Origin of the sequence: Micromonospora sp. NPDC005174 (assembly GCF_040608495.1) — a bacterium.
Taxonomy (GTDB): domain Bacteria; phylum Actinomycetota; class Actinomycetes; order Mycobacteriales; family Micromonosporaceae; genus Micromonospora.
In genome coordinates, this window is sequence record NZ_JBEXIJ010000004.1 from 162,967 (window position 1) to 188,666 (window position 25,700).

The 25,700-nt window shown below is 71.4% G+C and carries 28 protein-coding genes; 9 read left to right on the forward strand and 19 right to left on the reverse strand.

The genetic code is table 11. From position 1 onward, the window contains the following. Nucleotides 1–4 precede the first annotated feature (4 nt). From ABZU91_RS07180 to ABZU91_RS07190, 3 genes are all read right to left on the reverse strand, one after another. Nucleotides 5–751 carry an ABC transporter ATP-binding protein gene (locus ABZU91_RS07180; RefSeq protein ID WP_355235253.1) on the reverse strand — a complete coding sequence of 249 codons (747 nt, stop codon included), beginning with the start codon at nucleotides 749–751 and terminating at the stop codon, nucleotides 5–7. Nucleotide 752: 1 nt separating this feature from the next. Further along, nucleotides 753–1,580: an ABC transporter permease gene (locus ABZU91_RS07185; protein ID WP_355235256.1), complete on the reverse strand. Its 828-nt coding sequence runs from the start codon at nucleotides 1,578–1,580 to the stop codon at nucleotides 753–755. Between the two features lie 72 nt (nucleotides 1,581–1,652). After that, nucleotides 1,653–3,023 (reverse strand): L-serine ammonia-lyase, encoded by a 1,371-nt coding sequence (locus tag ABZU91_RS07190; protein WP_355235258.1) that lies wholly within the window; start codon nucleotides 3,021–3,023, stop codon nucleotides 1,653–1,655. Nucleotides 3,024–3,700: 677 nt separating this feature from the next. On the opposite strand from ABZU91_RS07190, the gene ABZU91_RS07195 reads away from it, so the two are divergent. Further along, a complete protein-coding gene (locus tag ABZU91_RS07195) occupies nucleotides 3,701–3,910 on the forward strand; it encodes a PspC domain-containing protein (RefSeq protein ID WP_234589045.1) in 210 nt (69 codons plus the stop codon). Nucleotides 3,911–4,144: 234 nt separating this feature from the next. On the opposite strand, the gene ABZU91_RS07200 is transcribed toward ABZU91_RS07195, so the two are convergent. From ABZU91_RS07200 to pdxH, 7 genes are all read right to left on the reverse strand, one after another. Continuing rightward, on the reverse strand, nucleotides 4,145–4,939 hold the full coding sequence (locus ABZU91_RS07200; RefSeq protein ID WP_355235263.1) for a DUF4230 domain-containing protein: 795 nt from the start codon (nucleotides 4,937–4,939) through the stop codon (nucleotides 4,145–4,147). A 99-nt stretch (nucleotides 4,940–5,038) separates the two neighbouring features. Continuing rightward, nucleotides 5,039–6,199 carry an acyl-CoA dehydrogenase family protein gene (locus ABZU91_RS07205; RefSeq protein ID WP_355235265.1) on the reverse strand — a complete coding sequence of 387 codons (1,161 nt, stop codon included), beginning with the start codon at nucleotides 6,197–6,199 and terminating at the stop codon, nucleotides 5,039–5,041. A 54-nt stretch (nucleotides 6,200–6,253) separates the two neighbouring features. Next, on the reverse strand, nucleotides 6,254–6,559 hold the full coding sequence (locus tag ABZU91_RS07210) for a type II toxin-antitoxin system VapB family antitoxin (protein WP_355235268.1): 306 nt from the start codon (nucleotides 6,557–6,559) through the stop codon (nucleotides 6,254–6,256). 187 nt (nucleotides 6,560–6,746) lie between these two features. Beyond that, on the reverse strand, nucleotides 6,747–7,349 hold the full coding sequence (locus ABZU91_RS07215; protein WP_355235271.1) for a nitroreductase family protein: 603 nt from the start codon (nucleotides 7,347–7,349) through the stop codon (nucleotides 6,747–6,749). After that, nucleotides 7,349–8,278, reverse strand: coding sequence for an aldose 1-epimerase family protein (locus ABZU91_RS07220; RefSeq protein WP_355235274.1), 930 nt, complete (start codon nucleotides 8,276–8,278; stop codon nucleotides 7,349–7,351). The genes ABZU91_RS07215 and ABZU91_RS07220 overlap by 1 nt, the downstream gene beginning before the upstream one ends. 18 nt (nucleotides 8,279–8,296) lie before the next feature. Continuing rightward, nucleotides 8,297–9,595, reverse strand: a complete 1,299-nt coding sequence (locus ABZU91_RS07225; protein WP_355235277.1) for an MFS transporter — start codon at nucleotides 9,593–9,595, stop codon at nucleotides 8,297–8,299. Next, complete coding sequence (pdxH, locus tag ABZU91_RS07230; protein WP_355235755.1) at nucleotides 9,592–10,221, reverse strand: pyridoxamine 5'-phosphate oxidase; 630 nt, start codon at nucleotides 10,219–10,221, stop codon at nucleotides 9,592–9,594. The genes ABZU91_RS07225 and pdxH overlap by 4 nt, the downstream gene beginning before the upstream one ends. Nucleotides 10,222–10,500: 279 nt before the next feature. Between pdxH and ABZU91_RS07235 the strand changes: the two genes are divergently transcribed. From ABZU91_RS07235 to sepH, 3 genes are all read left to right on the forward strand, one after another. Next, the gene (locus ABZU91_RS07235) at nucleotides 10,501–11,607 is read left to right on the forward strand and encodes a citrate synthase 2 (RefSeq protein ID WP_355235279.1); all 1,107 of its coding nucleotides are present in this window, start codon (nucleotides 10,501–10,503) and stop codon (nucleotides 11,605–11,607) included. A gap of 204 nt (nucleotides 11,608–11,811) precedes the next feature. Continuing rightward, nucleotides 11,812–12,939: a phosphoserine transaminase gene (gene serC, locus ABZU91_RS07240; protein ID WP_355235282.1), complete on the forward strand. Its 1,128-nt coding sequence runs from the start codon at nucleotides 11,812–11,814 to the stop codon at nucleotides 12,937–12,939. Between the two features lie 185 nt (nucleotides 12,940–13,124). Further along, on the forward strand, nucleotides 13,125–14,207 hold the full coding sequence (gene sepH / locus ABZU91_RS07245; protein WP_355235285.1) for a septation protein SepH: 1,083 nt from the start codon (nucleotides 13,125–13,127) through the stop codon (nucleotides 14,205–14,207). A gap of 110 nt (nucleotides 14,208–14,317) precedes the next feature. On the opposite strand, the gene ABZU91_RS07250 is transcribed toward sepH, so the two are convergent. Then, nucleotides 14,318–14,824, reverse strand: coding sequence for a hypothetical protein (locus ABZU91_RS07250; protein WP_355235288.1), 507 nt, complete (start codon nucleotides 14,822–14,824; stop codon nucleotides 14,318–14,320). A 136-nt stretch (nucleotides 14,825–14,960) separates the two neighbouring features. Between ABZU91_RS07250 and ABZU91_RS07255 the strand changes: the two genes are divergently transcribed. Then, nucleotides 14,961–15,245: a hypothetical protein gene (locus ABZU91_RS07255; RefSeq protein ID WP_355235291.1), complete on the forward strand. Its 285-nt coding sequence runs from the start codon at nucleotides 14,961–14,963 to the stop codon at nucleotides 15,243–15,245. Nucleotides 15,246–15,300: 55 nt separating this feature from the next. On the opposite strand, the gene ABZU91_RS07260 is transcribed toward ABZU91_RS07255, so the two are convergent. The 5 genes from ABZU91_RS07260 to ABZU91_RS07280 form a co-directional block, all read right to left on the reverse strand. Further along, nucleotides 15,301–15,597, reverse strand: coding sequence for a hypothetical protein (locus tag ABZU91_RS07260; protein WP_355235293.1), 297 nt, complete (start codon nucleotides 15,595–15,597; stop codon nucleotides 15,301–15,303). 12 nt (nucleotides 15,598–15,609) lie between these two features. Next, complete coding sequence (locus tag ABZU91_RS07265) at nucleotides 15,610–16,119, reverse strand: hypothetical protein (protein ID WP_355235296.1); 510 nt, start codon at nucleotides 16,117–16,119, stop codon at nucleotides 15,610–15,612. 128 nt (nucleotides 16,120–16,247) lie between these two features. Further along, nucleotides 16,248–17,531 (reverse strand): MFS transporter, encoded by a 1,284-nt coding sequence (locus ABZU91_RS07270; RefSeq protein WP_355235298.1) that lies wholly within the window; start codon nucleotides 17,529–17,531, stop codon nucleotides 16,248–16,250. A gap of 73 nt (nucleotides 17,532–17,604) precedes the next feature. Continuing rightward, nucleotides 17,605–18,054 carry a MarR family transcriptional regulator gene (locus ABZU91_RS07275; protein ID WP_355235301.1) on the reverse strand — a complete coding sequence of 150 codons (450 nt, stop codon included), beginning with the start codon at nucleotides 18,052–18,054 and terminating at the stop codon, nucleotides 17,605–17,607. 114 nt (nucleotides 18,055–18,168) lie between these two features. Then, the gene (locus tag ABZU91_RS07280) at nucleotides 18,169–19,647 is read right to left on the reverse strand and encodes an NCS2 family permease (protein WP_355235303.1); all 1,479 of its coding nucleotides are present in this window, start codon (nucleotides 19,645–19,647) and stop codon (nucleotides 18,169–18,171) included. A gap of 88 nt (nucleotides 19,648–19,735) precedes the next feature. Between ABZU91_RS07280 and ABZU91_RS07285 the strand changes: the two genes are divergently transcribed. After that, nucleotides 19,736–19,981, forward strand: a complete 246-nt coding sequence (locus tag ABZU91_RS07285) for a DUF2530 domain-containing protein (RefSeq protein WP_355235306.1) — start codon at nucleotides 19,736–19,738, stop codon at nucleotides 19,979–19,981. A 28-nt stretch (nucleotides 19,982–20,009) separates the two neighbouring features. On the opposite strand, the gene ABZU91_RS07290 is transcribed toward ABZU91_RS07285, so the two are convergent. Continuing rightward, nucleotides 20,010–20,831, reverse strand: coding sequence for a DUF3027 domain-containing protein (locus ABZU91_RS07290; RefSeq protein ID WP_355235309.1), 822 nt, complete (start codon nucleotides 20,829–20,831; stop codon nucleotides 20,010–20,012). Between the two features lie 107 nt (nucleotides 20,832–20,938). Between ABZU91_RS07290 and ABZU91_RS07295 the strand changes: the two genes are divergently transcribed. The 3 genes from ABZU91_RS07295 (at nucleotide 20,939) to ABZU91_RS07305 (ending at nucleotide 24,674) form a co-directional block, all read left to right on the forward strand. Continuing rightward, a complete protein-coding gene (locus tag ABZU91_RS07295) occupies nucleotides 20,939–22,555 on the forward strand; it encodes an MFS transporter (protein WP_355235312.1) in 1,617 nt (538 codons plus the stop codon). Continuing rightward, a complete protein-coding gene (locus tag ABZU91_RS07300; protein WP_355235314.1) occupies nucleotides 22,552–23,202 on the forward strand; it encodes a futalosine hydrolase in 651 nt (216 codons plus the stop codon). Before ABZU91_RS07295 ends, ABZU91_RS07300 begins: the two co-directional genes overlap by 4 nt. 641 nt (nucleotides 23,203–23,843) lie before the next feature. Next, entirely contained in the window at nucleotides 23,844–24,674 is an 831-nt protein-coding gene (locus ABZU91_RS07305; RefSeq protein ID WP_355235317.1) for a 1,4-dihydroxy-6-naphthoate synthase, read from the forward strand. Here ABZU91_RS07305 and ABZU91_RS07310 read toward each other — a convergent pair. Both ABZU91_RS07310 and ABZU91_RS07315 read right to left on the reverse strand, forming a co-directional pair. Continuing rightward, a complete protein-coding gene (locus ABZU91_RS07310; protein WP_074316242.1) occupies nucleotides 24,635–25,021 on the reverse strand; it encodes a cold shock domain-containing protein in 387 nt (128 codons plus the stop codon). The genes ABZU91_RS07305 and ABZU91_RS07310 overlap by 40 nt on opposite strands. A gap of 27 nt (nucleotides 25,022–25,048) precedes the next feature. Then, a complete protein-coding gene (locus ABZU91_RS07315) occupies nucleotides 25,049–25,672 on the reverse strand; it encodes an HAD family hydrolase (RefSeq protein ID WP_355235320.1) in 624 nt (207 codons plus the stop codon). Nucleotides 25,673–25,700 lie beyond the last annotated feature (28 nt).

Genomic DNA, 25,700 nt, shown 5'->3' on the forward strand with positions numbered 1-25,700 from the left:
AGCGTCACCGCGGGACCGCGGCGTGATACGCGTCGAGCGCCTCGGCGATGGTGCCGTCGAGCGTCAACCGGCCCGCGTCGAGGTACAACCCCCGACGGCAGAACCGGGTCAGGTCCTTTTCGTTGTGTGACACCAGCACGAGCGTGCGCCCCTCCCCGAGCAGACGGTCAATCGTCGCGTAACACTTCTTGCGGAACTCCGCGTCCCCGACCGCGGTCACCTCGTCCATCAGCAGGATCGGGTGCGGCAGGTGCGAGATGATCGCGAACCCCAGCCGTACCTTCATCCCCGACGAGTAGTGCCGCACCGACGTGTCGATGGCCCGTTCCACCTGCTCACCGGCGAACTCGACGATCTCGTCGAAGTGCCGCTTCAGGTAGCTCGTCGACAGCCCGTGCAGCCCGCCGACCAGGTGCAGGTTCTCCCGGCCGGTCAGGTCGTTGGAGAAACCGGCCGACAACTCCAGCAGCGGCGCCACCGCGCCGTGCACCCGGATGTCGCCCTCGTCCGGGATGAGCACCCCGGCGATCAGCCGCAGCAGGGTGCTCTTGCCGGTGCCGTTGCGCCCGATCACCCCCACGGTCTCGCCCGGCTCCACGGTGAACGACACGTCCCGCAGCGGCCAGAACTGACCCGGCAGCGCACCGCGCCCACCCCGATGGATGAACAGCTCACGCAGCCGAAGCTGGCGGCGACGGTTGCGGACGAACCGGATGCCCAGCCCGTCCGCCTCGATGATCGGCGCGGCCACGTCAGAGCTCCTTGAGCACGGCGGGCTCCAACCGGCGGAACGACCACCAGCCGGCGGTCAGCACCAGCAGACTGCCGACGATCGTCGTGGCGAGCAGCCGGGCGTCCGGGAACTCGTCCGGGTACCAGATCGCGTGGTGCAGCTGGAAGATCCCTACCAGCGGGTTCAGCTCGTACAGCACCTTCAGCCAGTGCGGCAGGCCGGACTCCCGGACCAGGCTGAGCGGGTAGATGATCGGCGTGGCGTAGAAGAGCACCCGGATGATCAGCCGCATCAACCGTTCCACGTCGCGCATCAGCACGTTCCAGGCCGACAGCAGCAGTGCGAGCCCGATCAACAGGACCGCCTGCACGGCCACCGCCAGCGGCAGGGCGAGCAGCGACCAGCCGGGGTGCACCCGCCCGTGCGCCGCGTAGATCACCGCGATGGCGGCGAGGATCGGCAGGCCGGCCGCGTACTCGGCGAACCGGCCGGTGACCCGGCCGATCGGAAAGACCTGACGCGGCACGTTCATGGTGGTGATCAGCCGGGACTGGCCGGTCAACGCGTTGGTGGCCTCGCTCAGCGCCGAACTGGTCCACATCCAGGCGAAGATGCCGGTGATGAGAAACAGCGGGTACGACCCGGCGGCCTCACCGAGATGCCGCCCGGTGTCGCGGGAGTAGAGCACGCCGAAGACGAACCAGTAGATCGCGCCCATGCCGAGCGGCTCGATCAACGACCAGAAGTAGCCCAGCACCGACTGCTGGTACTTGACCGCCAGATCACGCCTGACCAGGATGCGCAGCGAGTTGCGGTGCGACCACAGGGCCGCGACGCCAGAGGTCACCGCCGCCTCCCGCCTCCTGAAAACGGACGCCAGGTTAGCAGTCGGTGAACGAATGCCCCGAATCGACCGGCTTCAGCACTCGATCACGTTGACGGCCAGACCGCCACGCGCCGTCTCCTTGTACTTGACCTTCATGTCGGCGCCCGTCTCCCGCATGGTCTTGATGACCTTGTCCAACGACACCTTGTGCACCCCGTCGCCGCGCAGCGCCAGCCGGGCGGCCGTGATCGCCTTGATGCTAGCCACCGCGTTCCGCTCGATGCAGGGGATCTGGACCAGGCCACCCACCGGGTCACAGGTCAACCCGAGGTTGTGCTCCATCCCGATCTCAGCCGCGTTCTCCACCTGCTCCGGGGTGCCACCGAGCGCCTCGGCCAGCCCCGCCGCCGCCATCGAGCACGCCGAACCGACCTCACCCTGGCAGCCGACCTCCGCCCCGGAGATCGACGCGTTCTCCTTGAACAGCACCCCGATCGCACCGGCCGCCAACAGGAACCGCACCACCCCGTCGTCGTCGGCGCCGTCGACGAACCGGCTGTAGTAGTGCAGCACCGCCGGGATGATCCCCGCCGCGCCGTTCGTCGGGGCGGTCACCACCCGACCCCCGGCCGCGTTCTCCTCGTTCACCGCCAGGGCAAACAACGTCACCCAGTCCATGGCGTGCAGCGGATCGGGCGTCCCGGCGTCCGCCTCCAGGCCGCGCCGCAGCTCCGCCGCACGCCGCCGGACCTTCAAACCCCCCGGGAGTACGCCGTCCCGCTCGCAGCCACGCTGCACGCACTCCTGCATCACCCGCCAGATCTCCAGCAGGCCCGCCCGGATCTCCGCCTCACTGCGCCACGAGCGCTCGTTGGCCAGCATCACCTCGCTGATCGACAGCCCGGTGCGGGTGGTGACGTCGAGGAGCTGCGCCCCGGTCAGGAACGGGTACCGCACCCGCGTCGTGTCCGGCTTGATCTTGTCCGCGCCCGCCGCTGCCTCGTCCACCACGAAACCGCCACCGACGGAGTAGTAGGTGCGGGCCCTGACCTGCTCCCCGGCCGCGTCGAAGGCCACGAAGGTCATCCCATTCGGGTGATACGGCAGCGAACGGCGGCGGTGCAGCGTCAGGTCCCGATCCGGGTCGAAGTCGATCTCGTGCGCGTCGAGCAGGCTGATCCGCCGCTCGGCACGGATCCGCTCGACGCGAGGCCCGACGGTGTCCGTGTCGACCGTCTCCGGAGACTCGCCGGCCAGCCCCAGCAGCACCGCCGGCCCGCTGCCGTGCCCGTGCCCGGTGGCCCCCAACGAACCGAACAGCTCCGCCTGCACCCGCGCGGTGTCGGCGAGCAGGCCGTCGGCCTTGAGCCCGGCGACGAACGTACGCGCCGCCCGCATCGGCCCCACCGTGTGCGAACTGGACGGCCCGATGCCGACGCTGAAGAGGTCGAAAACACTGATCATGGCTGCGCTTCCTCGGCGTCCTCCCGTCGTACGGGAAACCGCCCGGTCGTGGCCGCCGGTCGGCAGCCCCGCTCGTGGCCGCCCGGTCGGGTGGCCGCCGGTCACCCGGGGTGTGGGTGCCCGACCTGTCAGCCTACCTGCCCTGCTCACCCCTTACCCGAGCACCGCAGCCCGGCTACCCGATCATGGCAGCGCGGCCATCCGACCGCCGACTGCCAGCCACCTCTCCGCCACCCGCCCGCAACCCGCGATGCCCCGCGCAGCCCGCGATGACCTGCACAGCACGCAGTGACCTGCGCAGCCCGCATGACCTGCACAGCCCGCGATGACCTGCACAGCCCGCAATGAGGCGCGCAGCCCGCATGATCGCGCTCGAACCTGGTTGTAGTGGCCTCGGGAGCGGCCGGAAGCCACTACATCCAGGATCGAGCGCGATCTTGGCGCGGGCGCGGGCGCGGGCGCGGGGCGCGGGGCGCGGGGCGCGGGGCGCGGGGCGGGCGGGCGCGGGGCGGGCGGGCGCGGGGCGGGCGGGCGCGGAGGCGTCGGACGGGGCCGCACGGGTAAGTACCTACGGGTCCACGGGTCGACGATCCTCCTCGGGACCGAGGGCAGGGTCGCCACCCCTTTCTACCGTGGATTGCAGACGCGGCGCACCGCCGCAGAGTGGGAGTACGACGATGAGTCGCAAACTGGTTCGACCCCGCCAGGGGCGCATGCTCGCCGGTGTCTGCGCCGGCCTCGGACAGCGGTTCGGCATGTCCGCCGGGATGGTTCGGCTGCTGTTCCTGCTGTCACTGCTGCTGCCCGGCACCCAGGTGATCGTCTACCTGATCCTCTGGGTCCTCATGCCCAACGAGGACCGCTACCTGGCCTCCACCGGCCACTAACCCACCCCTGCACGAGCCGGCCGCGGCGGGTCGAGCCGGCCGCAACTTCGGGGATACTGCTGCCTCCGGCGTCCACGAGGCAGCAGTATCCCTGAAGTTGTCCAGATCTTGGCGGCCACCCGGCGAGCGCGGCAGCTTGGCGAGCGCGGCAGACGTGACAGCGCCCGCTCCGATGGTGGTCGGGGCGGGCGCTGTCGAGATGTCAGAGCGCCACGGGGGGCCCTGGTGTCGGGGTCAGGGGGCCGTGTACGTGACCGTCACCTGCTGGTAGCCCAGTGAGCGCAGCAGCCCCTCCAGCATCTTGCGGGTGTTCTCCTGGGCGCGGGCGGAGAGGCCGCTGTCCCGGGCGGCGGCGGTGATCCGCTCCTCGGCCAGCTGGTAGACCTGCTGCTGCCGGTTGGGGTCGTTGCCGACCAGGTCACCGAGCCGGTTGAGCAGGCCGCGCTGCTCGGCGAAGACGTAGCTCTTCTCCATGTCGAGGTTGGTCTCGCCGAGCTGTGGAGCAGGCAGCTTGATCTCGACGGACTTGCCGTCGGCGGACTGCACGATGGCACCCTCACCGATCTTGGTGAAGTCGACGTACGCCTCGACGCTGCCGGCCCCGACGAACAGCGTGCGTTCGTTGAGCAGGAAGTCCGGGACGTTACGCCGGTCGTTCTGGGTGTCGACCACGACCTGGAAGTTGCCTTCGGCGGCCACGTAGCGGCTCAGGTCCTGGATCGACTTGAGCAGTGGTGGCTGGCTGCGGTCGGTCTGCTCCTTGGCGAACGGGTTGCGGAAGTCCGGCAGGAAGCCGGTCACCTGCACGCCCAGGAGCACCACCACGGCCAGCGCGGCGGCGCCGAGCAGCAGGAGCAGCCCACGGGCCGCACCTCCACCCCCACCTCCGCCGCTCGGGGGCCCGTCGGTGCCACCCGGCCCGTCCGGAGTCGGGTCGGGTGTCCCGGCCGAGCGCTCCTTGAGGTCGTCGCCGGTCGGGTAACCGGGGAACTCCCTCGTGGGCTCGTTGATGCCAGCGTCGCGGGCCATCACACTCACCGTCCTCGTCAGACACGTCGTCTACCAATGACGGTACGGCCCCCGTACGACAGCCGCGCGGCGAGCGGCCGGAATGCGTAAACGGGCAGGTCAGGCGAAGGCGGAGAGTCCGGTGAGCCGCTGCCCGACGATCAGCTGGTGGATCTCCGACGTGCCCTCGTACGTCAGCACGCTCTCCAGGTTGTTCGCGTGCCGCAGCACCGGGTACTCACCGGAGACGCCGTTGGCGCCGAGGATGGTGCGGCACTGCCGGGCGATGGCCAGGGCCTCCCGCACGTTGTTCAGCTTGCCCACGCTCACCTGGTCGGGGCGCAGCCGGCCGGCGTCGGCGAGCCGCCCGAGGTGCAGCGCGAGCAGTTGCGCCTTCACCAGTTCGACGGCCATGTCGGCGAGCTTGGCCTGGGTGAGTTGGAACCCGGCGAGCGGTCGACCGAACTGGGTCCGGGTGGTGGCGTACGCGAGGGTGGTCTCCAGGCAGTCGCGCGCCACCCCGACGGCCCCCCAGACGATGCCGTGGCGGGCCTCGGTCAGGCAGCTCAGCGGGGCCTTGAGCCCGACGGCCTCGGGCAGTTGGGCGTCGGCCGGGAGCCGGACGTCGTCGAGCACGATCTCGCCGGTCAGCGACGCGCGCAGCGACATCTTGCGGCGGATCTCCCGGGCCGTGACACCGGGCGTGTCCATGGGTACGGCGAAGCCGCGTACCCCGTCGTCGGTGCGCGCCCAGATCACCGCGACGTCCGCGATCGGCGCATTGGTGATCCACATCTTGCCGCCGGTGAGCACCCAGTCGTCGCCGTCGCGGCGGGCCCGGGTGGCCATGGACGCCGGGTCGGAGCCGTGGTCGGGCTCGGTGAGGCCGAAGCAGCCGATCGACTCGCCGGTGGCCATCGAGGGCAGCCAGCGCTGCTTCTGCTCCTCGCTGCCGTAGCGCCAGATGGCGTACATCGCCAACGAGCCCTGCACCGAGACGAGCGAGCGGACGCCGGAGTCGGCGGCCTCCAACTCCTGGCAGGCGAGCCCGTACGCGACGGCGGAGGCGCCCGCGCAGCCGTACCCGCTCAGGTGCATGCCGAGCAGCCCGAGCTTGCCGAACTCCCGGGCCAGCTCACGGGCCGGCACGCGACCCTCCTCGTACCAGTCGGCGACGTACGGGCGGACCCGGTCGTCGACGAGTCGGCGGACGACGTCGCGGATCTGCCGCTCCTCCTCGGTGAGCGACGGGTCCAGGTCGAGCAGATCGAGGGCAGTCATGCCGTCACCTTAGTGAAGGCTCAGCCCGCGCCGCTCAGTCGACGGCCGCGTCGCTCAGTCGACGGGCTCGGAGAGCACCAGCACCCGGGCGTGGATCTGGTTGCGCTGTTGCAGGGCGGCGCGCAGCGCGCGGTGCAGCCCGTCCTCCAGGTAGAGGCCGCCGTTCCACTGCACGACGTGCGGGAAGAGGTCGCCGTAGAAGGTCGAGTCCTCGGCGAGGAGCTTGTCGAGCGCCAACTCGCGCTTGGTGGTGATCATCTGATCCAGGCGCAGCGGACGGGGCGGGATCTCCGCCCACTGCTTGAGCGTCAGGTTGTGCTCCGGGTAGGGACGCCCGTCCCGGACCGCTCTGAAGATCACGACGGCACGCTCCCCTCCCCGTGACCGGGCCGACCGACGGCGCCGAGCCGGGCCACGGCGGGCACCGCGCGGCGCGGCACCGATGACCGTGTCAGCCTAGCGGCCCCGCGCACGCGGCGTTCTGCTCCCTGATGTCAGTTTCGCCATCGCTCGTCCGATCCTCAACCCGACGAACGGGACACCGTGCTCAACTCCACCGGCCGCGCCGCACGACCTCGTCCACTCCGCGACGTCCACGACGCAACGACGGTGACCGATGGTCGGGTGCGCGGTAACCGATTGTGACGGCCCCGATGGGCTGGTAGTCCTCCGGTACGCCGAAGCTCTCCCGGTACACGGACAGCCGCTGCGGCGGAATGCCGAAGAAACACGCACCCAGCCCCTCGTCGACGGCGGTGAGCAGCATCAGCAGCGCGGCGAAGCCGGTGTCCACGTACCAGTAGGGCACCGGCCAGCGGTCCACCGAGCGGTCGGTCCAGCCCTTGTCGGGCTCGGCGTACCGGGTCAGGTAGGCCGACTCGTTGGCGTGCGGCACCACGATGAGCGGCGCGCGGCGCATGCCCGCCAGCCAGCGTTCCCGTCCACCGCCGTCCGGGGTGGTGGCCGCCCAGAACCGCTCCCGGTCGGCCGCCTCCTCCAGCACCAGGAAACCCCAGCCCTGGGCGAAGCCGGCCGACGGGGCGCGTACGGCGTGGTCGAGCAGCCGGTCCACCACGTCGGGCGGGACGGGACGGTCCGGGTCGTAGTTGCGGACCATCCGTCGACGGCGGACGACCTCGGCGAACTCCATCAGGCTCCGGGACGGATGCCCCAGGCACCCCGCCAGGTCGTGCCGGGCTTGAGCGCGAGCACGTCCTTGCCCGAGCGGAACGCGTCCGGCGGGCAGGTCATCGGCTCGATCGCCACCGACCGGCGGTGTCGCTCGCCGGTCAGCGCGTCGCCGGTGAAGACCTGCCACCAGCCGAACTCGGCGTCCGCCCAGATGCTCACCCCCGACGAGTCGTCCGGCGCGGCCAGGCTCACCGAGGAGCCGCCGTCGGCGTCGCGGACGACCTCGCCGAAGCACAGGTCCAGCTCGGCCTCGCCGATCCGCCGCGGGCTGGTCCAGTCGTGCTCGGTGCCGGCCACCGGCGTCGCACCGACCGGCAGCAACCGCCCGTCCACCATGATCCGGGTACGCGCGGGCAGCCGCATGACCAGGTCGTCCACGGCGACGCCCGGCAGTTGCAGGTACGGGTGCACGGAGAAGCCGAACGGCGCGACCTCGGTGCCGATGTTCGTCACCTCGTGCTCGGCGCGCAGGCCGTCAGCGCTCACGCTCCACCGGCTGACCAGCCGCAGCGGCCACTCGTAGCCGGGCTGCGGCGGCAGGTCGTAGCCGAGGGTCACGGCGTCCGTGGACTGCTCCAACAGCCGCCACGGCACCCAGTTCACCAGCCCGTGGATGGCGACGTGCCGCCCCGGCTCGGTCAGCGCGAGTTGGCGCGTCCGGTCGCCGTACACGTAGCGCCCGTCGCGGATGCGGTTCGGCCAGGGCGCGAGCACCTGTCCGGCGCAGCCGGGGCAGACCTCGTCGACGCCGTACCCGTCGAGCAGGTCGACGCCGTCGTGCCGGTACGTCCGCAGCCCGCCGCCCACCTCCACGATGACGGCCTCGTGGCCCGCGGCGGCGATGGTCCACTGTGCGCCGGAGAAGGGGCGCTGCTCAGGGCTCTCCATGCCGGCGACCCTAACCGGTCACGACCGGTCGCCGCTCGACGCCGTCGTGGCCCGGTAGCGCAGCAGCGCCGGGAAGGCGACCGCGAGCACCACGACGAGCACCGCCGAGGCGAGCCCGCCGGCGACCCAGGCCACCCCGCCGCCGAATCCGGCGGCCATGGTGCCGGCCCGCAGGTCACCGAGGCGTGGGCCGCCGGCCACCACTACCGTGTTGACGCCCTGGAGCCGTCCGCGCATCCGGTCCGGCGCGTACACCAGCAGCATGGACTGGCGCAGCACTGCGCTGACCAGGTCGGCGGCGCCGGCCACGGCGAGCAGCAGGACCATCAGCCAGAGTTGCTGGGCCAGCCCGGCGGCGGCGATCGCGACACCCCAGCCGACCACCGCGGCGACCAGGCCGACCCCCTGCCGCCGGAGCCGACCGATCCAGCCGGAGGTCAGCCCGCCGATCATGGAGCCGATCGCGATGGCGCTGTAGAGCAGGCCGACCGTGCCACCCCCACCGAACCGCTCGTTCGCGATCTCCGGGAACAGGGCCCTCGGCATGGCCAGGATCATCGCGATCAGGTCCACGCCGAAGGAGAGCAGCAGGACGGGTGTGGTGGCCAGGTACCGGAACCCGTCGATCACGCTGGCCAGGCCGGCACGGTGGACCTGGCCGTCGGGGCTCGGCTCGGGCGGCAGCGCCGGCAGGCGCAGCGCGGCCCAGAGCATCGCCGTGAACAGCACCGCGTCCAGGCCGTACGCGATCGGCAGCACCACGTGTGTGTCCGACGAGGCGGCGAGGATCAGGCCGGCGGCGAGCGGGCCGGCGACCGACGCGGCGGTGAAGGTCGTGTAGTTCAGGGTGCTGGCGGCCGGGACGAGGTCGTCCGGGACGAGCCGGGGCAGCATGGCGCTGCGGGCCGGTGAGCTGATCGCGAAGGCCACCGACTGCACCGCCATCAGGGCCAGCAGCAGCACCGGACTACCCACGTCCAGCAGCGCCTGGACGAGCAGCCCGAGGGTGGATGCCCAGAGCAACAATGAGCCGCCGAGCAGCACGGCACGGCGGTCGCGGGCGTCGGCGACCGCGCCGCCCCAGAGCCCGAAGATCAGCAGGGGTACGAAGGCAGCCACGCCCAGCAGGCCCACCCAGAACGAGTCCCGGGTGAGGGCGTACATCTCCACCGGCACCGCGACCGCGGTGAACTGGAAGCCGAACATCGCCACGGTGTTGCCGAGCCACAACCGCCGGTACTCCGGGACGCGCAGCGGGCGGACGTCGATCGCCCAGCGGCGCGCACCGCGCGGCCGGGCCTCCTGCACACCGGTCATGGCGCCAACCGCTCGACGATCCAGTCGCCCGCGTCGGCGCGACGAAAGCGCAGGCGGTCGTGCAGCCGACCGGCCCGGCCCTGCCAGAACTCGACCGAGTCCGGCCGCACCCGCAGCCCACCCCAGTGCGGCGGAGGCGGGATGACATCCGCGTCGGCGTACCGCTCGGCCACCTCCCGGTAGCTCTCCTGGAGCGTGGCCCGGTCCGGCACCACCGACGACTGCGGGCTGGCCCACGCGCCCAACTGCGAGCCGCGCGGCCGGCTGGCGAAGTACGACTCGGTCACCGCCCGCTCGACCGGGGCGATCGACCCGGCGACCACCACCTGCCGCTGCATGGGAAACCACGGAAAGACCAGGCTGGCGTACGGATTGTCGGACGCCTCGACACCCTTGCGGGACAGGTGGTTGGTGAAGAAGACGAAGCCCTCCGGGTCGTACCCCTTGAGCAGCACCGTCCGCCCACTCGGCCGGCCGGCGGCGTCGGCCGTGCCCACCACCATGGCGTTGGGTTCGGGTAGCCCGTGGGCCACCGCGTCGGCGAACCACCTGTCGAACTGGGTGTGCCAGTCGGCGGCCAGGTCGGATTCGGTCAGTCCCAGGTCCGCGGCGTACTCGTTACGCATCGCGGCCGGGGCAGGTGTGTCGCCCGTCACGTCCCCACTCCTTCTCGGCGTCCCGACCAGCGCCCTCCCGCGCTGGCCAGCCCGCTTCGCCCAGTCTCACCGACCGACGCGGAGAATGCGCGCCCTGAGATGTCGCGTGCAGCACAGTCGCACTGGGTCGCATATCCGGTTACGCAGCAGGCAAGATGTTCCGAACACATCCCTGAGGATCGCCTAAGGCGCTCGGCCGACCGGCCGGATCAGCTGTTCGGGCGTACCGACCAGATCCAGGAGAGCGACATGGCCGACTTCAAACCCGGTCTGGAGGGCGTCGTAGCCTTCGAGACCGAGATCGCCGAACCCGACCGCGAGGGTGGCGCGCTGCGCTATCGCGGGGTCGACATCGAGGATCTGATCGGCCAGGTCTCATTCGGCAATGTCTGGGCGCTGCTGGTCGACGGCCGGTTCGGGCCGGGCCTGCCGCCGGCGGAGCCGTTCCCGGTGCCGGTGCACTCCGGCGACATCCGGGTCGACGTGCAGTCGGCGGTCGCCATGCTGGCGCCGTACTGGGGCCTCAGCCAGCTGCTGGACATCTCCGACGAGCAGGCCCGCGAGGACCTGGCCCGGGTGTCGGTGACCGCGCTCTCCTTCGTCGCCCAGTCCGCTCGCGGCCTCGGTCTGCCGGCGGTGCCGCAGAAGGAGATCGACAAGGCGCAGACCATCGTCGAGCGGTTCATGAAGCGCTGGCGGGGCGAGCCGGACCCGCGGCACGTCAAGGCCGTCGACGCGTACTTCATCTCGGCCGCCGAGCACGGCCTGAACGCCTCCACCTTCACCGCGCGCATCGTGGCCTCCACCGGCGCGGACGCCGCGGCCTGCATCTCGTCGGGCATCGGCGCCCTCTCCGGCCCGCTGCACGGTGGCGCGCCGTCGCGCGTGCTCACCATGCTGGAGGCGGTGGAGCGCAGCGGCGACGCCGAGGGGTACGTCAAGGGCGTCCTCGACCGCGGCGAGCGGCTGATGGGCTTCGGCCACCGGGTCTACCGTGCCGAGGACCCGCGCGCCCGCGTGCTCCGGCGCACCGCCAAGGAGCTGGGCGCGCCGCGCTTCGAGATCGCCGAGGCGCTGGAGAAGGCCGCCCTGGCCGAGTTGCAGGCCCGCCGCCCGGACCGGGTGCTGGCCACCAACGTCGAGTTCTGGTCGGCCGTCGTGCTGGACTTCGCCGAGGTGCCGGCGCACATGTTCACGTCGATGTTCACCTGCGCGCGGATGGGTGGTTGGAGCGCGCACATCCTGGAGCAGAAGCGCCTCCAGCGGCTGGTCCGGCCGTCCGCCCGCTACGTGGGCCCGGAGACGCGCAAGCCGTCCGACGTCGAGGGCTGGGGCGCCGTCCAGCACGGCGTCTGAGCTGACAGCCAGGGGCCCCTGCCCGACGTTCCGCGTCGGGCAGGGGCCTTCTGCGTGTCCCGGCCCGGTCGGGCGTGACGGTGTGGCGAAGGACTCAGCCCGGCCGTCGGGACCCCGGCCGTCGCCGCCAAGCCCGGGTGCGAGGATGAGGGCCGGCAGTGTCGCCGGGCCCGCCCTCGCCCTTGCGGAAGGATCTTCAGAACCGTGGCTGACGCACCGATCATCCGGATTCCCGACGAGATCAAGCCCGCCGACGGCCGTTTCGGCTGCGGCCCGTCCAAGGTCCGTCCGGCGGCCGTGTCCGCGCTCGCCGAGGTGGCGACCAGCTACCTGGGTACGTCGCACCGGCAGAAGACGGTCCGCGACCAGGTGGCCCGGCTGCGCTCCGGGATCGCCGAGTTCTTCTCCCTGCCCGAGGGCTACGAGGTGGTGATCGGCAACGGCGGCACCACCGCGTTCTGGGAGGTCGCCACCTTCGGTCTGGTCCGCGACCGGGCGCAGTTCGCCAGCTTCGGCGAGTTCGGCGCGAAGTTCGCCAAGTCGGTCAAGGATGCGCCGTTCCTCGGTGAGCCGACGGTCCGCAAGGCCGACGCGGGCAGCGCCCCGGCCCTGGTGGCCGAGTCGGGGGTGGACGTCTACGCGACGCCCCAGAACGAGACCTCGACCGGCGTGGCCGTGCCGATCAGCCGGGTGGCCGGCGCGGACGAAGGTTCGCTGCTGCTGGTCGACGCCACCTCGGGCGCGGGTGGCCTGGACGTCAACGTCGGCGAGACCGACGTCTACTACTTCGCGCCGCAGAAGTGCTTCGGCTCCGACGGTGGCCTGTGGCTGGCCCTGATGTCGCCGGCCGCGCTGGACCGGGCCGCCGAGGTCAAGGCCTCCGGGCGCTACATCCCGGCCTTCCTCGACCTGGTCACCGCTATCGACAACTCGCGGCTCGAGCAGACCTACAACACCCCGGCGCTGGCCACGATCTTCCTGGCCGCCGAGCAGACCGACTGGATGAACGCGCAGGGTGGCCTGGCCTGGGCGGCGAAGCGCACGGCGGAGAGCGCCGCCACGGTGTACGGCTGGGCGGAGCGGTCCACGGTGGCCACGCCGTTCGTCACCGACCCGACGCTGCGGTCCAATGTGGTCGCGACCATCGACTTCGCCGACGGGGTCGACGCCACCGCCATCGCGAAGGCGCTGCGCGCCAACGGCATCGTCGACACCGAGCCCTACCGCAAGCTCGGCCGCAACCAGTTGCGGGTGGCGCTGTTCCCGGCCGTCGAGCCGGCCGATGTCGAGGCGCTGACCGCGTCCATCGACTACGTGGTCGAGCGCCTCTGAGCTTCGTCACGGTGGGTGTCCGTTGACGCCTCGATGGACACCCACCGTGATCATTGCCGCAGCTCAGTCACGACTTGCGGGGTGTCGCTTCCCCCACCCTGAGACAGATGCGCGTACGGTGGTCCGAGACGCCTGGGTGGCCGACTCGTGGCGTGCGGCCAGCGAAGCGGGACGGAGGCAACGCTATGCGCCCAGTACGCTTCGTCGCCCTCTCCGAGGACGGCCAGGCCCTGGTGCTCGCCGACGAGGTCGGGCGACTGCTCGCCCTGCCGATCGACGAGCGCATCGCCGGTGTGATGCACCCCGAGCCAGGTGCCCCGCCGCTCGCGGTGGCACCGACCGGCGTCGACCCGATTCCCTCGCTGTCCCCCCGGGACATCCAGGCCCGCATCCGTTCCGGTGAGTCGGCCGAGGACGTGGCCCGGATCGCCGGGGTGCCGGTCGACCGGGTCCTGCGCTACGCCGGCCCGGTGCTCCAGGAGCGGGCCATGCTCGCCCAGCACGCCCGTCGCACCCGCCTCAAGGGCGCGGAGAAGCCCACCCCGCTCGCCGAGGTGGTCAACGGTCGGCTGAGCCAGCACGGCATCGACACCGAGAAGATCTCCTGGGACGCGTACCGGCGCGACGACGGCACCTGGCGGATCATCGCCACCTGGCCGTCGGGCAAGGCCACCGCGCAGGCCATCTGGGACATGGACAAGGCCCGGCAGGTGGTCACGCCGCACGACGACATGGCGCAGTACCTGTGCGCCGAGCGGCCCACGCCGATCCTCGGTCAGGAGCCGGCGCCGGAGCGGGGTGGGCACGGCCTGCCCGGTCCGTCGCGCGGTGAGCCGAGTCGTGGTGGGCACGGGTTGCCGGCGGCGTCCGAGCACCCGCGCTCGGGCCGCGATCCGATCCGGGCCGGCCGGGACGCGCTGCTCGCCTCACTGGACCGTCCACTCGGTGCCTCGTCGGGTCGCGGGCTCGAACCGCGTACGCCGGCGGCTCTGGCCGGGTCCGACGCGCCCCGGCAGCGGCCGGTCGGCGGCGGCGCTGCCGCGCTGCTCGGCGGCGGCCAGGGTTCGGCCTTCGACGACGACTCGGACGCGCCCAAGGAGGTCCCGGCCGTGCCGTCGCTGGCGGTGCTGCGGCCCCGCCGCACCGGAACGGCCGCCGCGGCGGCCGGTGGCGAGACCACCGACGCCAACGGCAAGCCGCGCAAGCGCCTGCCGAGCTGGGACGACGTGCTCTTCGGCAGCGGCCCGGCCGCCCGCGAGTCCTCCTGACGCTCCGCGTCGGCGGGCGGCTCACTGCTTGATCGACTCGGGTTCTCGGAAACCGCGCTGTCGGCGCGTGTCGGACACCCCGACTTTCGAGAACCCGAGTGGATCACGCCTCAGGCGGTGAGCAGATCGCCGAGCCGGTGACGCAGGTTCCGCGCTTCGCGGGCAGAGAACACCACTCGCTGGGTCGCTGTACGGTCGGCGACCGACAACACCACCACCGGTTCGGCTGGCGGACGACACGTCTGCGCCAGCGATACCGAGATGATCGACGCCTCTTGGCGGGGTGACTCGATCAGGAGGAAACGGGACCGATGTTCGCCACGAGCGTCGCAGCCCTCCCGATCACACCACTCCGGATGAGCGTTGGCCGCCAACAGCCCGGTTGGGTATATGTGCACGTACCCGCAGGGCCGGTTCACATCTTCACCGAGGGGCGTAGCTGACGAGGTGAAGCCAGCCATGGCGATCGCGTCAGCCGTCGCCTGCGAATGAGTAGGGCAGACGTAGACCGCACCGTCCAGCGACCCGTCGCCCGATTCGCCGTCCACGCTGTAGACCTCAATACGGGTGGCTGCCGGTTCTGCGCAGTCGGCCAGTCGAAATGGTAGATCCGTCACGGGTTCCACCCTCCCCACGAGATGACGGCCCTGGAAGACTTCAAGCCTCCAAACGCCAAACGGGACTTTACAGTACTTGGCCTACAAAGAACAACATGTCCTTGGCCTACTTAAGAACCCAATATGTTTGGCCTAGATGGCCTCCAGCAAAGATGGCCAAGTGGATCTCGAAGGGGCTATGCGTGCACTGAGGGCCGCTGAAGAGGCGCTACCTCGAGCGGAGGAACAGGCTGCCCGCACCGCTCGGCAGATAAAGGCCGATGCTCGAACCACGGTCGAGCAGGCCCGTGCCGATCTGCACAGAACGATGGTGGCGGAGTACCGAGCCGGTGCCCGGCAAGTGGATCTCGTCAAGCGGACCGGCTACAGCCGCGAACGGGTCCGTCAGATCTTGAGGGCCGCCGGCATCGAGGCGGACTAAAGCAAGCTCAGGGGCACGATATTCCCACCGAGGCCGTTCACGCCGGCTCGCCGAGTCAGAGCGGCCAGGCGGCGAGCCGCTCGTAACGCGGGCGTCCCGACCTGGCCTGGCTGCGCATCAGCAGCAGCTCGGTCGCCGGCCACTCCGGTCCCTGGTAGTCGTCAAGCACGACCCGGTCGGCCTCGACATCAGCCTCGTCCATGCGGTCGCCGGGCCGCGCCAGATTCGCCGGGTCGACGAGCCGTACCCGGGCACCGGCGGCGGTCGCCGCGCCGACCCGCAGCCGCGCGACCTGCGCGCCAAGATGGTTGACCGCCTCCACGGGCGGATAGACCGCGACGAAGAGCCGCAACCGTCCGACCGTTCAGCGGTGCCGTTGCCGGTGCCCGGCCCGGGCAGCCGGCAGGGTCAGCCCGGCGGCGTGCAGCACGCCCTCGACGCGTACCCGCTCGATCTCCTGGTCGACGCCGGTCAGCTCGGCCAGATGCTCGGTGATCCCGAGGGCGCGGCAGGCCAGCCGGAGCCGATCGTCGTACGCCTGGACCACCGCGCCGTGCCAGACCATCGGTCGGCCGATGCCGCCGAGCCGCTGACCGCCGAGGCGGCGCAGGTCGGCGGCGAGCTGTTCCAGGGGACGACGGTCGGCGCTGTCGAACTCGCTGAGGTCGATGTCGCGGGTCAGCGATTCGGCTTCGATGGCCCGGTCGAGGCGGGCGATCGTGCGTCGCTCCCGCCGGCGCTCGCGCCACTCGGCCCAGCCGCAGACCACCCGGTCGAGAATCTCGTCGTAGCAGAAGAGCAGGGCGAACACCGCCGGGATGCTGGCCACGGCGAGGAACGCCAGGGCCAGCATCAGCGCGCGTCCGACTCCCACATATCGACGCTAAGCCCTGTCGTACCGCCTCGCCACCGATTTGGCCGCATCCGCGCTATCCGCCGATCGGGACTCCCGCCACGCGCTCGGGCCCCAGCCCAACTCGGCGGGGACCCGGGGCGCGCAGCTCAGCAGTCGGCGGAGGTGACGTAGAAGCGCGGCATGGGCAGCACACGGAAGCGCAGTCGCGCACCGGAGCGGCGCAGTTGCCAGGTGAGCGCGATCAGCGCGGTGGCCAGCGAGATCAGCCCGCCCATCCAGATGCTCGCGCCAGCGCCGAAGTGCTCGGCCACCCAGCCGATCAGCGGTGCGCCGACCGGGTTGGTGCCCAGGAACACCAGCACCCACAGGGCCATCACCCGTCCCCGGAACGCGGCGTCCACGCCGAGCTGGACACGCTGGTTGGCGGCCTGGGCGAAGAAGACCATGAAGAAGCCGGTGGGCACCAGCAGCGCCACGACCAGCCAGTACGTCGACGCGAAGCCGACCAGGGTACCGAAGCTGGCACAGCCGATCGCCGCGCCGAGCACCAGCCACACCGACGGGCGGCTCCGCCGGCCGGTGCCGCTGAGGGCGCCGCCCAGCGCGCCGACGGCAAGGGCGGTGCTGAACAGGCCGAAGGAGGCGGCGCCGGTGTTGAAGACCGTCTTGGCGAGCGCGGCCAGGGTGAGCTGGAAGTTGAACAGCGACATGCCGATCACCGACATCACCGCCATCGGCAGCAGCAGGTCGGGTCGCCGCCAGACGTACCGGAGGCCGTCGACGACCTTCGCGGACGCCCGCTCGTCACGCGGTAGGAGCGCGTCGCGCTGCAGTTCGGCGGTCCGCATCCGGACGACGTTGACCAGCGGCGCGATGGAGCTGACGGCGGTGAACAGGAAGACCGGGCCGACATCGAAGGCGGCGATGGCCAGACCGGCGACGGCCGGACCGACGATCCGGGCGGAGTTGAACACGGCGGCGTTCAGCGACAGCGCGTTGGGCAGCAGCGGCGTGCCGACCAGTTCGGAGACGAACGCCTGGCGGACCGGGGTCTCGACGGCGTTGGCGACGCCGAGCAGCGCGGCGAACGCGAAGACGTGCCAGAGCTGCACCAGGTCGGTGAGGACCAGCACGGACATCCCGAGCGCCAGCACCGTCCAGAAGGCGTTGGCGGCGAACAGCAGGACCCGCTTGTCGTACCGGTCGGCGAGGCGGCCGGAGAACAGGGTGAGCAGCAGCACCGGCGTGAACTGGCAGGCGGTGACCACGCCGAGCGCGGTCGCGGAGTTGTCGGAAAGCTCGAGGACGAGCCAGTCCTGGGCGATGAACATCATCCAGACGCCGATCAGTTTGATCAGCTGCCCGGATGCGAAAAGGCGGTAGTTGCGGACCTGTAGGGACTGGAACATCGTGCTCAGCTTGGCCTGCACTCTCGGTGCGCCTCCTCAAGGACGTACGCGTCATCGACAGGTGACGGCACGGCCCGGTGGCGCGGGCGCGGGCTCAGGCGCGAGCGAGCTGCTGGAGAATCTCGGCGGCCCTGTGCAGGGTCTCCCGTTCGTCCTCGTCGAGCGCGGCCAGCCGGTGGGCCAGCCATTCGTCGCGGGCCCGCTCGAACTGGTCGAGCACGGCCTGCCCTCCTTCGGTCGCCGCGAGGATGACCTGCCGGCCGTCGGTCGGATGGGGGGTCCGCCGCACGAGGCCACGGTCCTCCAACTTCGCGACGATCTTGGTCATCGTCGGTGGCTGCACCCGTTCGACCTCGGCCAGTTCCCGGGGCGTCATCCCGCCCGCCAGCCGCAGGCTGGTGAGCGCGGAGACCTGGGTGACCGTGAGGTCGCCGACCGGCCGGGCCCGTCGGACCCGCCGGTTGAGTCGGGTGATCGCATCTCGCAACTGGGGAGCCAGCTGCGCCGGTGGCACGCGTTCCGCCGTCACCGTCCGCTCCGTCACATTAGTTAGCTTAACTAATGAGCCTGGCTAACGACATCCGTTATGACCAGGCTCACGAGGATGTTTGTGCTGCTCCGGGCGGGGAATCACGATCGACCCCCCGCCCGGACGCGTCTAGAGCACCAGCGACTCGATGGGCCCGCGCAGGAAGTACAGCACGAAGAGCACTGCCACCCCGTACAGCAGCGGGTGGATCTCCCGGGCCTTGCCCCGGGCCAGCTTGACCACCACGAAGGTGATCAGACCAGCGCCGATGCCGTTGGAGATCGAGTAGGTGAACGGCATCAGCACGATCGTGAGGAACGCCGGAATGGCGATCTCGTAGTCCGACCAGTCGATCGTCCGCACCGCGGTCATCATCAGGAAGCCGACCACCACCAGGGCCGTCGACGCCGCCTCGAACGGCACGATCACCACCAGCGGCGCCAGGAACATCGCCAGCAGGAAGAGGACGCCGGTGACCAGGCTGGCCACGCCGGTCCGGGCACCCTCCCCGACACCGGCGGCACTCTCGATGTACGACGTGTTGCTGGAGGTGCTGGCCGCACCACCGGCCGCCGCCGCGATCGAGTCGACCAGCAGGATCTCCTTGGCCCTCGGCGGGGTGCCCCGCTCGTCGAGCAGTCCACCCTCCTGACCGACCGCCACCATCGTGCCCATGGTGTCGAAGAAGTCCGTGATCAACAGGGTGAAGACGAACATCAGCACGACCACCCAGCCGGCCCGGCCCCACGAGTCGAGCACGTTGAACTTGCCGAGCAGCGACAGGTCCGGCACGTCCACCACCGTCTTGGGCAACTCCGGCACGTTCAGTGCCCAGCCCTTCGGGTTGGGCTTCCCGTCCACGAACGACGGGCCGATGTTGCCGATCGCCTCGACGATGACGGCCAGCACCGTGGACGTCAGGATGCCGATCAGGATCGCGCCCTTCACCCGGCGCACCACCAGCACCAGCGTGAGCAGCAGGCCCAGGACGAAGACCAGCAGCGGCCAACTCACCAGCTTGCCGCCGATGCCCAGGCCGACCGGCACGGTGGTGTTCGCGACGTCCGGGATCCGGCGGACGAAGCCGGCGTCCACCAGGCCGATAATGGTCAGGAAGAGGCCGATGCCGACGCCGATCGCGGTCTTCATCTGGGTGGGCACCGCGCGGAACACCGCGGTCCGCAGACCGGTCAGCACCAGTACGGTGATGATCACGCCCTCGATCACCACGAGACCCATGGCATCGGCCCAGGTCATCTCGGGAGCGATCTCGTACGCCACCAGGGCGTTGACGCCCAGACCGGCGGCGAGCGCCAGCGGGAACCGGCCAACCACACCCATCAGGATGGTCATCAGGCCGGCGACCAGCGCGGTCGCCGCGGCCAGCGCCGGAATCGGAAGGGACTTGCCGTCACCGTCGACGGCACCGCCCAGGATCAACGGATTGAGCACCACGATGTACGCCATCGTGAAGAAGGTCGCCAGGCCACCTCGTACCTCACGACTCAACGTTGAGCCGCGGGCAGAGATCTCGAAGAACCGGTCGAAGCTGTTACGCGGTTGAGCGGGGTTGGGAGGTGTGTCGTTCTCGGGCGGCGCTACTGCCATGAGGACCTCGCAGGTGATCTTCCGGTTGTCGCGCGCATCGTCCCAGATCGCCGCCGGGCAGGGGAAGTGGATCGCGTACGCTTGCCCGATGCCGAACGACCAGCCACCGCGCCCCGCGCCGCTGGACCCGCCGATGGTGCCGTTCGCCGTCGCCGGCCTGATCGTGTGGGCAGTCGTCGGGCTGGTGCTGCTGGTGTTCTTCCGGGGCTGGCTGACCGAGCACCACCACGAGAACTGGCTCTGGACCTGCCTGGCCGGCTTCCTGTGGGGCTTCCCCGGCCTCGCCGCCATGATGCGTCACGACGCCAACCGACGCCGCCGCCGAGCGAGCTGAACGCGCCGACCGCCCGCGGTACGGGCGATCAGGAGTGCCCGTACGGCTCCGCCGGCTCCCCCGCCTCGACCGAACCCGGCGCACGGCTGACCGACATGGCCTCCATCGCGCTGTCGTCGTACACCGTCGGAAGGTCCTCGACCGCGGTCTCGGCGGCCTCGATCAGCGTCTCGGAGTGGGCGCCGCAACCGTGGTCGGCGCTCACCACCCGGCCGTCGTCCGGGGCGTAGAAGTTGCCGCACGCGCCGAACGCCTGCCGCATCGCCCCGGCCAACGGCAGGTAGAAGCCGCAGGTGCCGCAGCGGGCGGCTGCCGGGGCAGCGGCGGAGATGGCCGCCGACGGGCCGTGGTCGCCGTCGTACCAGCGCTGCGCCGCGTCGGTCCGGCCTTCCCGGGAGAGCACCCGTGCCCGACCGAGACCCAACTCCCAAGCCGTCTCCTCGACGGCCGGGTCGTCCGAGAGCAGATAGCCGGGGGCCAGCCGCTCGTCCTCCGGGGCGGTCGGCAGCAGGTCGCCCGGGCCGAGGTCACCCGGCTTGAGGCGCTCCTGCCAGGGCAGCCAGCCGGGAGCGAGCAGCGCGTCCGGGCCGGGCAGCAGCACCGTCTCGCAGATGGTCACCGTGCGGCTGCGCGAGACGCGGGTGACGGTGACCGCCCACCGCCAGCCGCGGTAGCCGGCCAGGCGGCATTCGAAGTAGTGGGTGACCAGCCGTTCACCCTCGGCGACGACCTGCAGGTGGTCGCCGACGTCGTCGGCTTCCACCTCGGTGATGCCAGCGCGGGCCACCTCGACGGCGGCGGCGCAGACCTGGTCAAGACGGGCGGCACGGGTGGAGACAGGCCTGGTCACCTAACCATTGTTCCCCATGCTCCCCGCAGGGGTGACAGGGACTCCCGGGGAACCTTTCGCCGTGAGTGGTGCGGCACACCTGGGTCACATGGGCGAGGATGGTGCACATGCCGCCGTACTCCCACTCCGGGCGATCCCTCCTCGGGCGGACCGTCGGCACCGGCATCCGGGCTATCCGCCTGCTCCTGCGCGGTTCGGTGGGCAGCGGCCGCTGGGTGACCCGTCGGGCCGGTCGGGCCCGGACGCGGGGCGCCGGCGGCGAGGTCGGCATGGTCCGCCTGTTCGATCTGCACGCCGTCTCCTGCGCCGGTGACACCCTGATCGCCATCGGCCTGGCCGGGACGATCTTCTTCAACGTGCCGCTGGGTGAGGCGCGCAGCAAGGTCGCGCTCTACCTGCTGGTGACCATGGTGCCGTTCGCGATGCTCGCGCCCGTGGTGGGGCCGCTGCTGGACCACTTCCGACACGGCCGGCGGTATGCGCTGGCCGCCACCATGCTCGGCCGGGCGTTCCTGGCCTGGCTGATCTCCGACTACATCCACGGCTTCGGGCTCTATCCGGCGGCGTTCGGTGTGCTCGCGCTGTCACGCGCGTACGGCGTGGCCCGCTCGGCGGCGGTGCCCCGGCTCTTACCGGAGGGGCTGGGCCTCTCCCAGGTGGGTGCGCGGGCCAGCGTCTACGGCACGGTGGCAGGCGCGCTGGTGGCGCCGATCGGGCTGGCCGCCTTCTGGTTCGGGCCGCAGTGGCCACTGCGCGTCGCGTCGGTGATCTTCCTGATCGGCATGGTGATCTCGCTGCGCCTGCCCCCGAAGGCGGACTCGGAGCCACCGGAGCGCGTCCCCCGCGCGCTGCGCGCGCTGAGCCGCCGCACGGACCGGCCGCTGGGCCGGGGCCGACCCGCCGGGCGGCTGGTGATCGCCACGCTGGTCAGCGCAGCGACCCTGCGCGCCCTGTACGGCTTCCTGCTGCTCTTTCTCGCCTTCGCCATCAAGAAGGGCGACCTGACCACCGACGTGTTCGGGCGGGACCTGGGCGCGGAGTGGGCGCTGGGACTGGTCGGCGGGGCGCTGGCCGTCGGCAGCTTCCTGGCGACGGCCGTCGGCACGCGGCTGCGCATCCACCGACCGACCGCCATCCAGTCCAGCAGCATGATCATCGTGGCAGGGGTGGCGGTGCTCGCCGTCATCCAGTTCTCGCTGCTGATGGTGGCCCTGCTCTGTCTGGTCACCGCGCTGGTCAGCGGGGTGGCCAAACTCGCCGTGGACGCCTCGATCCAGGAGCGCATCCCGGAGCGGCTTCGAGCCAGCTCGTTCGCCCACTCCGAGACGGTGCTCATGCTCGCCTTCGTCGTCGGCGGTGGGCTCGGGCTGGTGCCGTTCGACGGCCGGACCGGCATCGCGGTCGCCGCGGGCGTGGGCGTCGTGGCTGCCGTCCGGGGGGTACTGGTCGCCGCTCGGCTGCGTGCCGAGAAGCTGGCCGGCCGACCGCTGGGTGACGACGAACTGGTCGAGGACGAACCGACGGTAGAGCCCGAGCCGACGATCGAGCACGAGACCGTCGCGCCCGTCTCGCCGGCGCCACCCCGGGCCACCTCGCAACGGCACGAGGAACCGGGGCTCGCGCCACCGGGCTACCACATCTACCGCCCCTCCTCGTCGGTCGGCGGCCCGGGCGGGGGCGCGGACGACGAGACCCGCCGCGAGTCCCCCGGCTCACTCCCGTGACCGGCCTGCTGGTGGTGACCGCGGTTCCGGCCGAGGCGGACGCGGTGAGCGCCGGGCTGACCGCCACCACGATCACCGTCGCCCCGGTCGGGGTGGGCCCGGCAGTCGCGGGTGCCGCCACCGCACGGCTGCTGGCCCTGGCAGAGGCGGCCGGTCGCCCGTACCGCGCGGTGGTCAGCGCCGGCGTGGCCGGCGGCTTCACCGGGCGCGCGGCCGTCGGCGACACCGTGCTCGGCACCGCGAGCATCGCGGCCGACCTGGGCGCCGACTCACCGGACGGCTTCATCGGCATCGACGAGTTGGGCATGCCACCCGCGCTGCTCGGCTCGGGCAGCGTCGTACCGGTCGACGCGGTATTGCTGGCAACGCTGCGGGCCGCCCTGCCCACTGCCACGGTCGGCCCGGTGCTCACGGTCAGCACGGTCACCGGGACCGCCGCCGGCACCGAGGAGCTGCGCCGGCGGCATCCGGAGGCGGTGGCCGAGGCCATGGAGGGGTACGGGGTGGCAGTCGCCGCCGCACAGGCCGGAGTGCCCTTCGCCGAGCTGCGTACCATCTCCAACCCGATCGGCCCGCGCGACCGCGACGCCTGGCGGCTGCGCGAGGCACTCAGCGCGCTGACGAAGGCGGCTCGGGCGCTGCGCTGACCCCGGGCACACCTCGGACGTCGAGGGCCGCACCCCCGTCTGTGGATAACCCTGTGGACAACCTCCACGCTGCTGTGGGTATCCCCCTACGTCGATCCTGTCGAGCTGCCCATGATTCGCGGGCGGCGCGTCCCATCGGCCCTCGCTCGGTGCCGGTCCTCCCTCGGGGCCCGCTCACGCCGCCCGCCGCCCGCCGCCCGCCGCCCGCCGCCCGCCGCTCGCCGCCGCCCGCCGCCCGTGACCGCCCCCACCCACCTGTCGCGGGTCCTTTGCTCTGCTTCAGCGGAGGCGACACTTGGCGGCCTCTTGTGTTGCGCGGGTTGAAGCAGAGCAAAGGACCCGTCAGGGTGGGGCTGGCCCCCGACGGTCAGGCGCGCCTGCCGAACGCCGCGTCGACCGCGGCGGCCAGCGTGGCGACGACCAGGCCGACCGACGGGCAGACGACCGAGGCACGGTGCTCACCTGGCCGGAGAAAGTCCGCGCCACCTTGCCCCATGTCTGGGGCGCAGCTCTACAGGGAGCGCAGTAACCCCACCCACCCCGCCCGAGCTGGACGGGAGGCCGGGCGGCCAGTCCGTCGTGGATCACAGTGGGCGGGGTGTGCGCGGGCTGCCGACCGGGCGCAGGGCTAACGTGAAGGCGTGGCGCTCTCCCTGACGATCTCGCCCTGCCCCAACGACACGTTCGTCTTCGACGCCCTGGTGCACGGGCGGGTGTCCGGCGCCCCGCCGGTCGAGGTGACGTACGCCGATGTGGACGTGACCAACACGGCGGCCGAGCGGGGTGCGTTCGACCTGGTGAAGGTGAGCTACGCGGCGCTGCCCTGGCTTCTCGACGACTACCACCTGCTGCCCTGCGGCGGCGCGCTCGGTCGCGGGTGCGGGCCGCTGGTGCTCACCAGGGGCGACCGCACCGACCTGACCGGCGCCACGGTGGCGGTGCCGGGCGACCGGACCACCGCGTACCTGCTGTTCCGGCTCTGGTCGGCCGGACGGCCGCCGGGGCGGATCGAGGTGGTTCCGTTCCACGAGATCATGCCGGGCGTGGCTGCCGGCCGCTACGACGCCGGGCTGGTCATCCACGAGGCCCGCTTCACCTATCACCGGCACCATCTGACCGCCCTGGTCGACCTCGGCGAGTGGTGGGAGGCCGACACGGGCCTGCCCATCCCCCTCGGTGCCATCCTGGCCCGGCGGGGCGCGGTCGACCCGGAGGCCGCCGCCGGCTGGATCCGCGAGTCGGTACGGCAGGCCTGGGCGGACCCGACGGTCAGCCGGGAGTACGTGCTCGCGCACGCCCAGGAGATGGAACTCGACGTGGTGGACCGGCACATCGGCCTCTACGTCAACGAGTTCACGGCCGACCTGGGCGAGGCGGGCTTCGCCGCGGTGACGGCGCTCCTCGACCGCGCCGCCACCGCTGGGCTGGTGCCTCAGACCTCCAGCTCGCGCGCGACCGCGTGGACCAGCTGAGCGATCTTCTGCGCGGCCTTCTTGTCCGGGTACCGGCCGCGACGCAGGTCCGGCTGGACCTTCGCCTCCAGCACCTTGATCATGTCTTCGACGAGGCCGTGCAGCTCCTCGGCCGGCCGGCGACGCAGCTCCGCCATCGACGGCGGTGCGTCCAGCAGCTTGACGCCCATGGCCTGCGCACCGCGACGGCTGTCCACCACGCTGAAGTCGACCCGCTGACCGCCCTTGAGGTCGGTGACGCCCGCCGGCAACGCGCCCTTGGGCAGGAACACGTCACCGCCCTCGTCGCTGGTGACGAAGCCGTATCCCTTGGCCGTGTCGTACCACTTCACTCGACCCGTAGGCACCTGAAAACCCCTGCTTCACTTGAGCCGCTACTGCTCCAAGGCTAGCTGGATCATGCCGTCGAGCGCCGCTGGGAATCCGGTGAGATCGTCCAGCACGACGCTCGCCCCCGCCGCGCGCAGCTCATCAGGGGAGCAGGGGCCGGTCGCCACGGCGATACCGGGCACGCCGGCGGCGCCCGCAGCGACCATGTCCGCAACGTGATCGCCGACGTAGTGGGTCGCGCCGTGCTCCCGCAGGGCGGTCGCCTTCTGCTCGGCGAACAGGTCACCGGCCAGCTCGTCGACCGCGAGGCCGAGGTGATCCAGGTGCAGCCGGGCCAGTCGACCGATCTTGGACGTGACGACGAGCACCCTTCCGCCCCGGGCACGGATCGCGTCGATCGCCTCCCGCGCGCCGGGCATCGCGACCGTCGGTGTGATGGCGTACGCCGGATACAGCTCCCGATACACCTGCACGGCCGACTCGACCTGCTCCGGCGGGAACCAGTGCGCGATCTCGGTGCGCAGCGGCGGACCGAGCCGGGAGACCGCCAGGTCGGCGTCGACGGGTACGCCCGTCCTGGCGGTCAGTGCCCGGTAGGCCGCGGCGATGCCGGGGCGGGAGTCGACCAGGGTCATGTCGAGATCGAATCCGACGGTCAGTGCAGACATGCCGAGAAACGTACCCGCCGACGCCCAG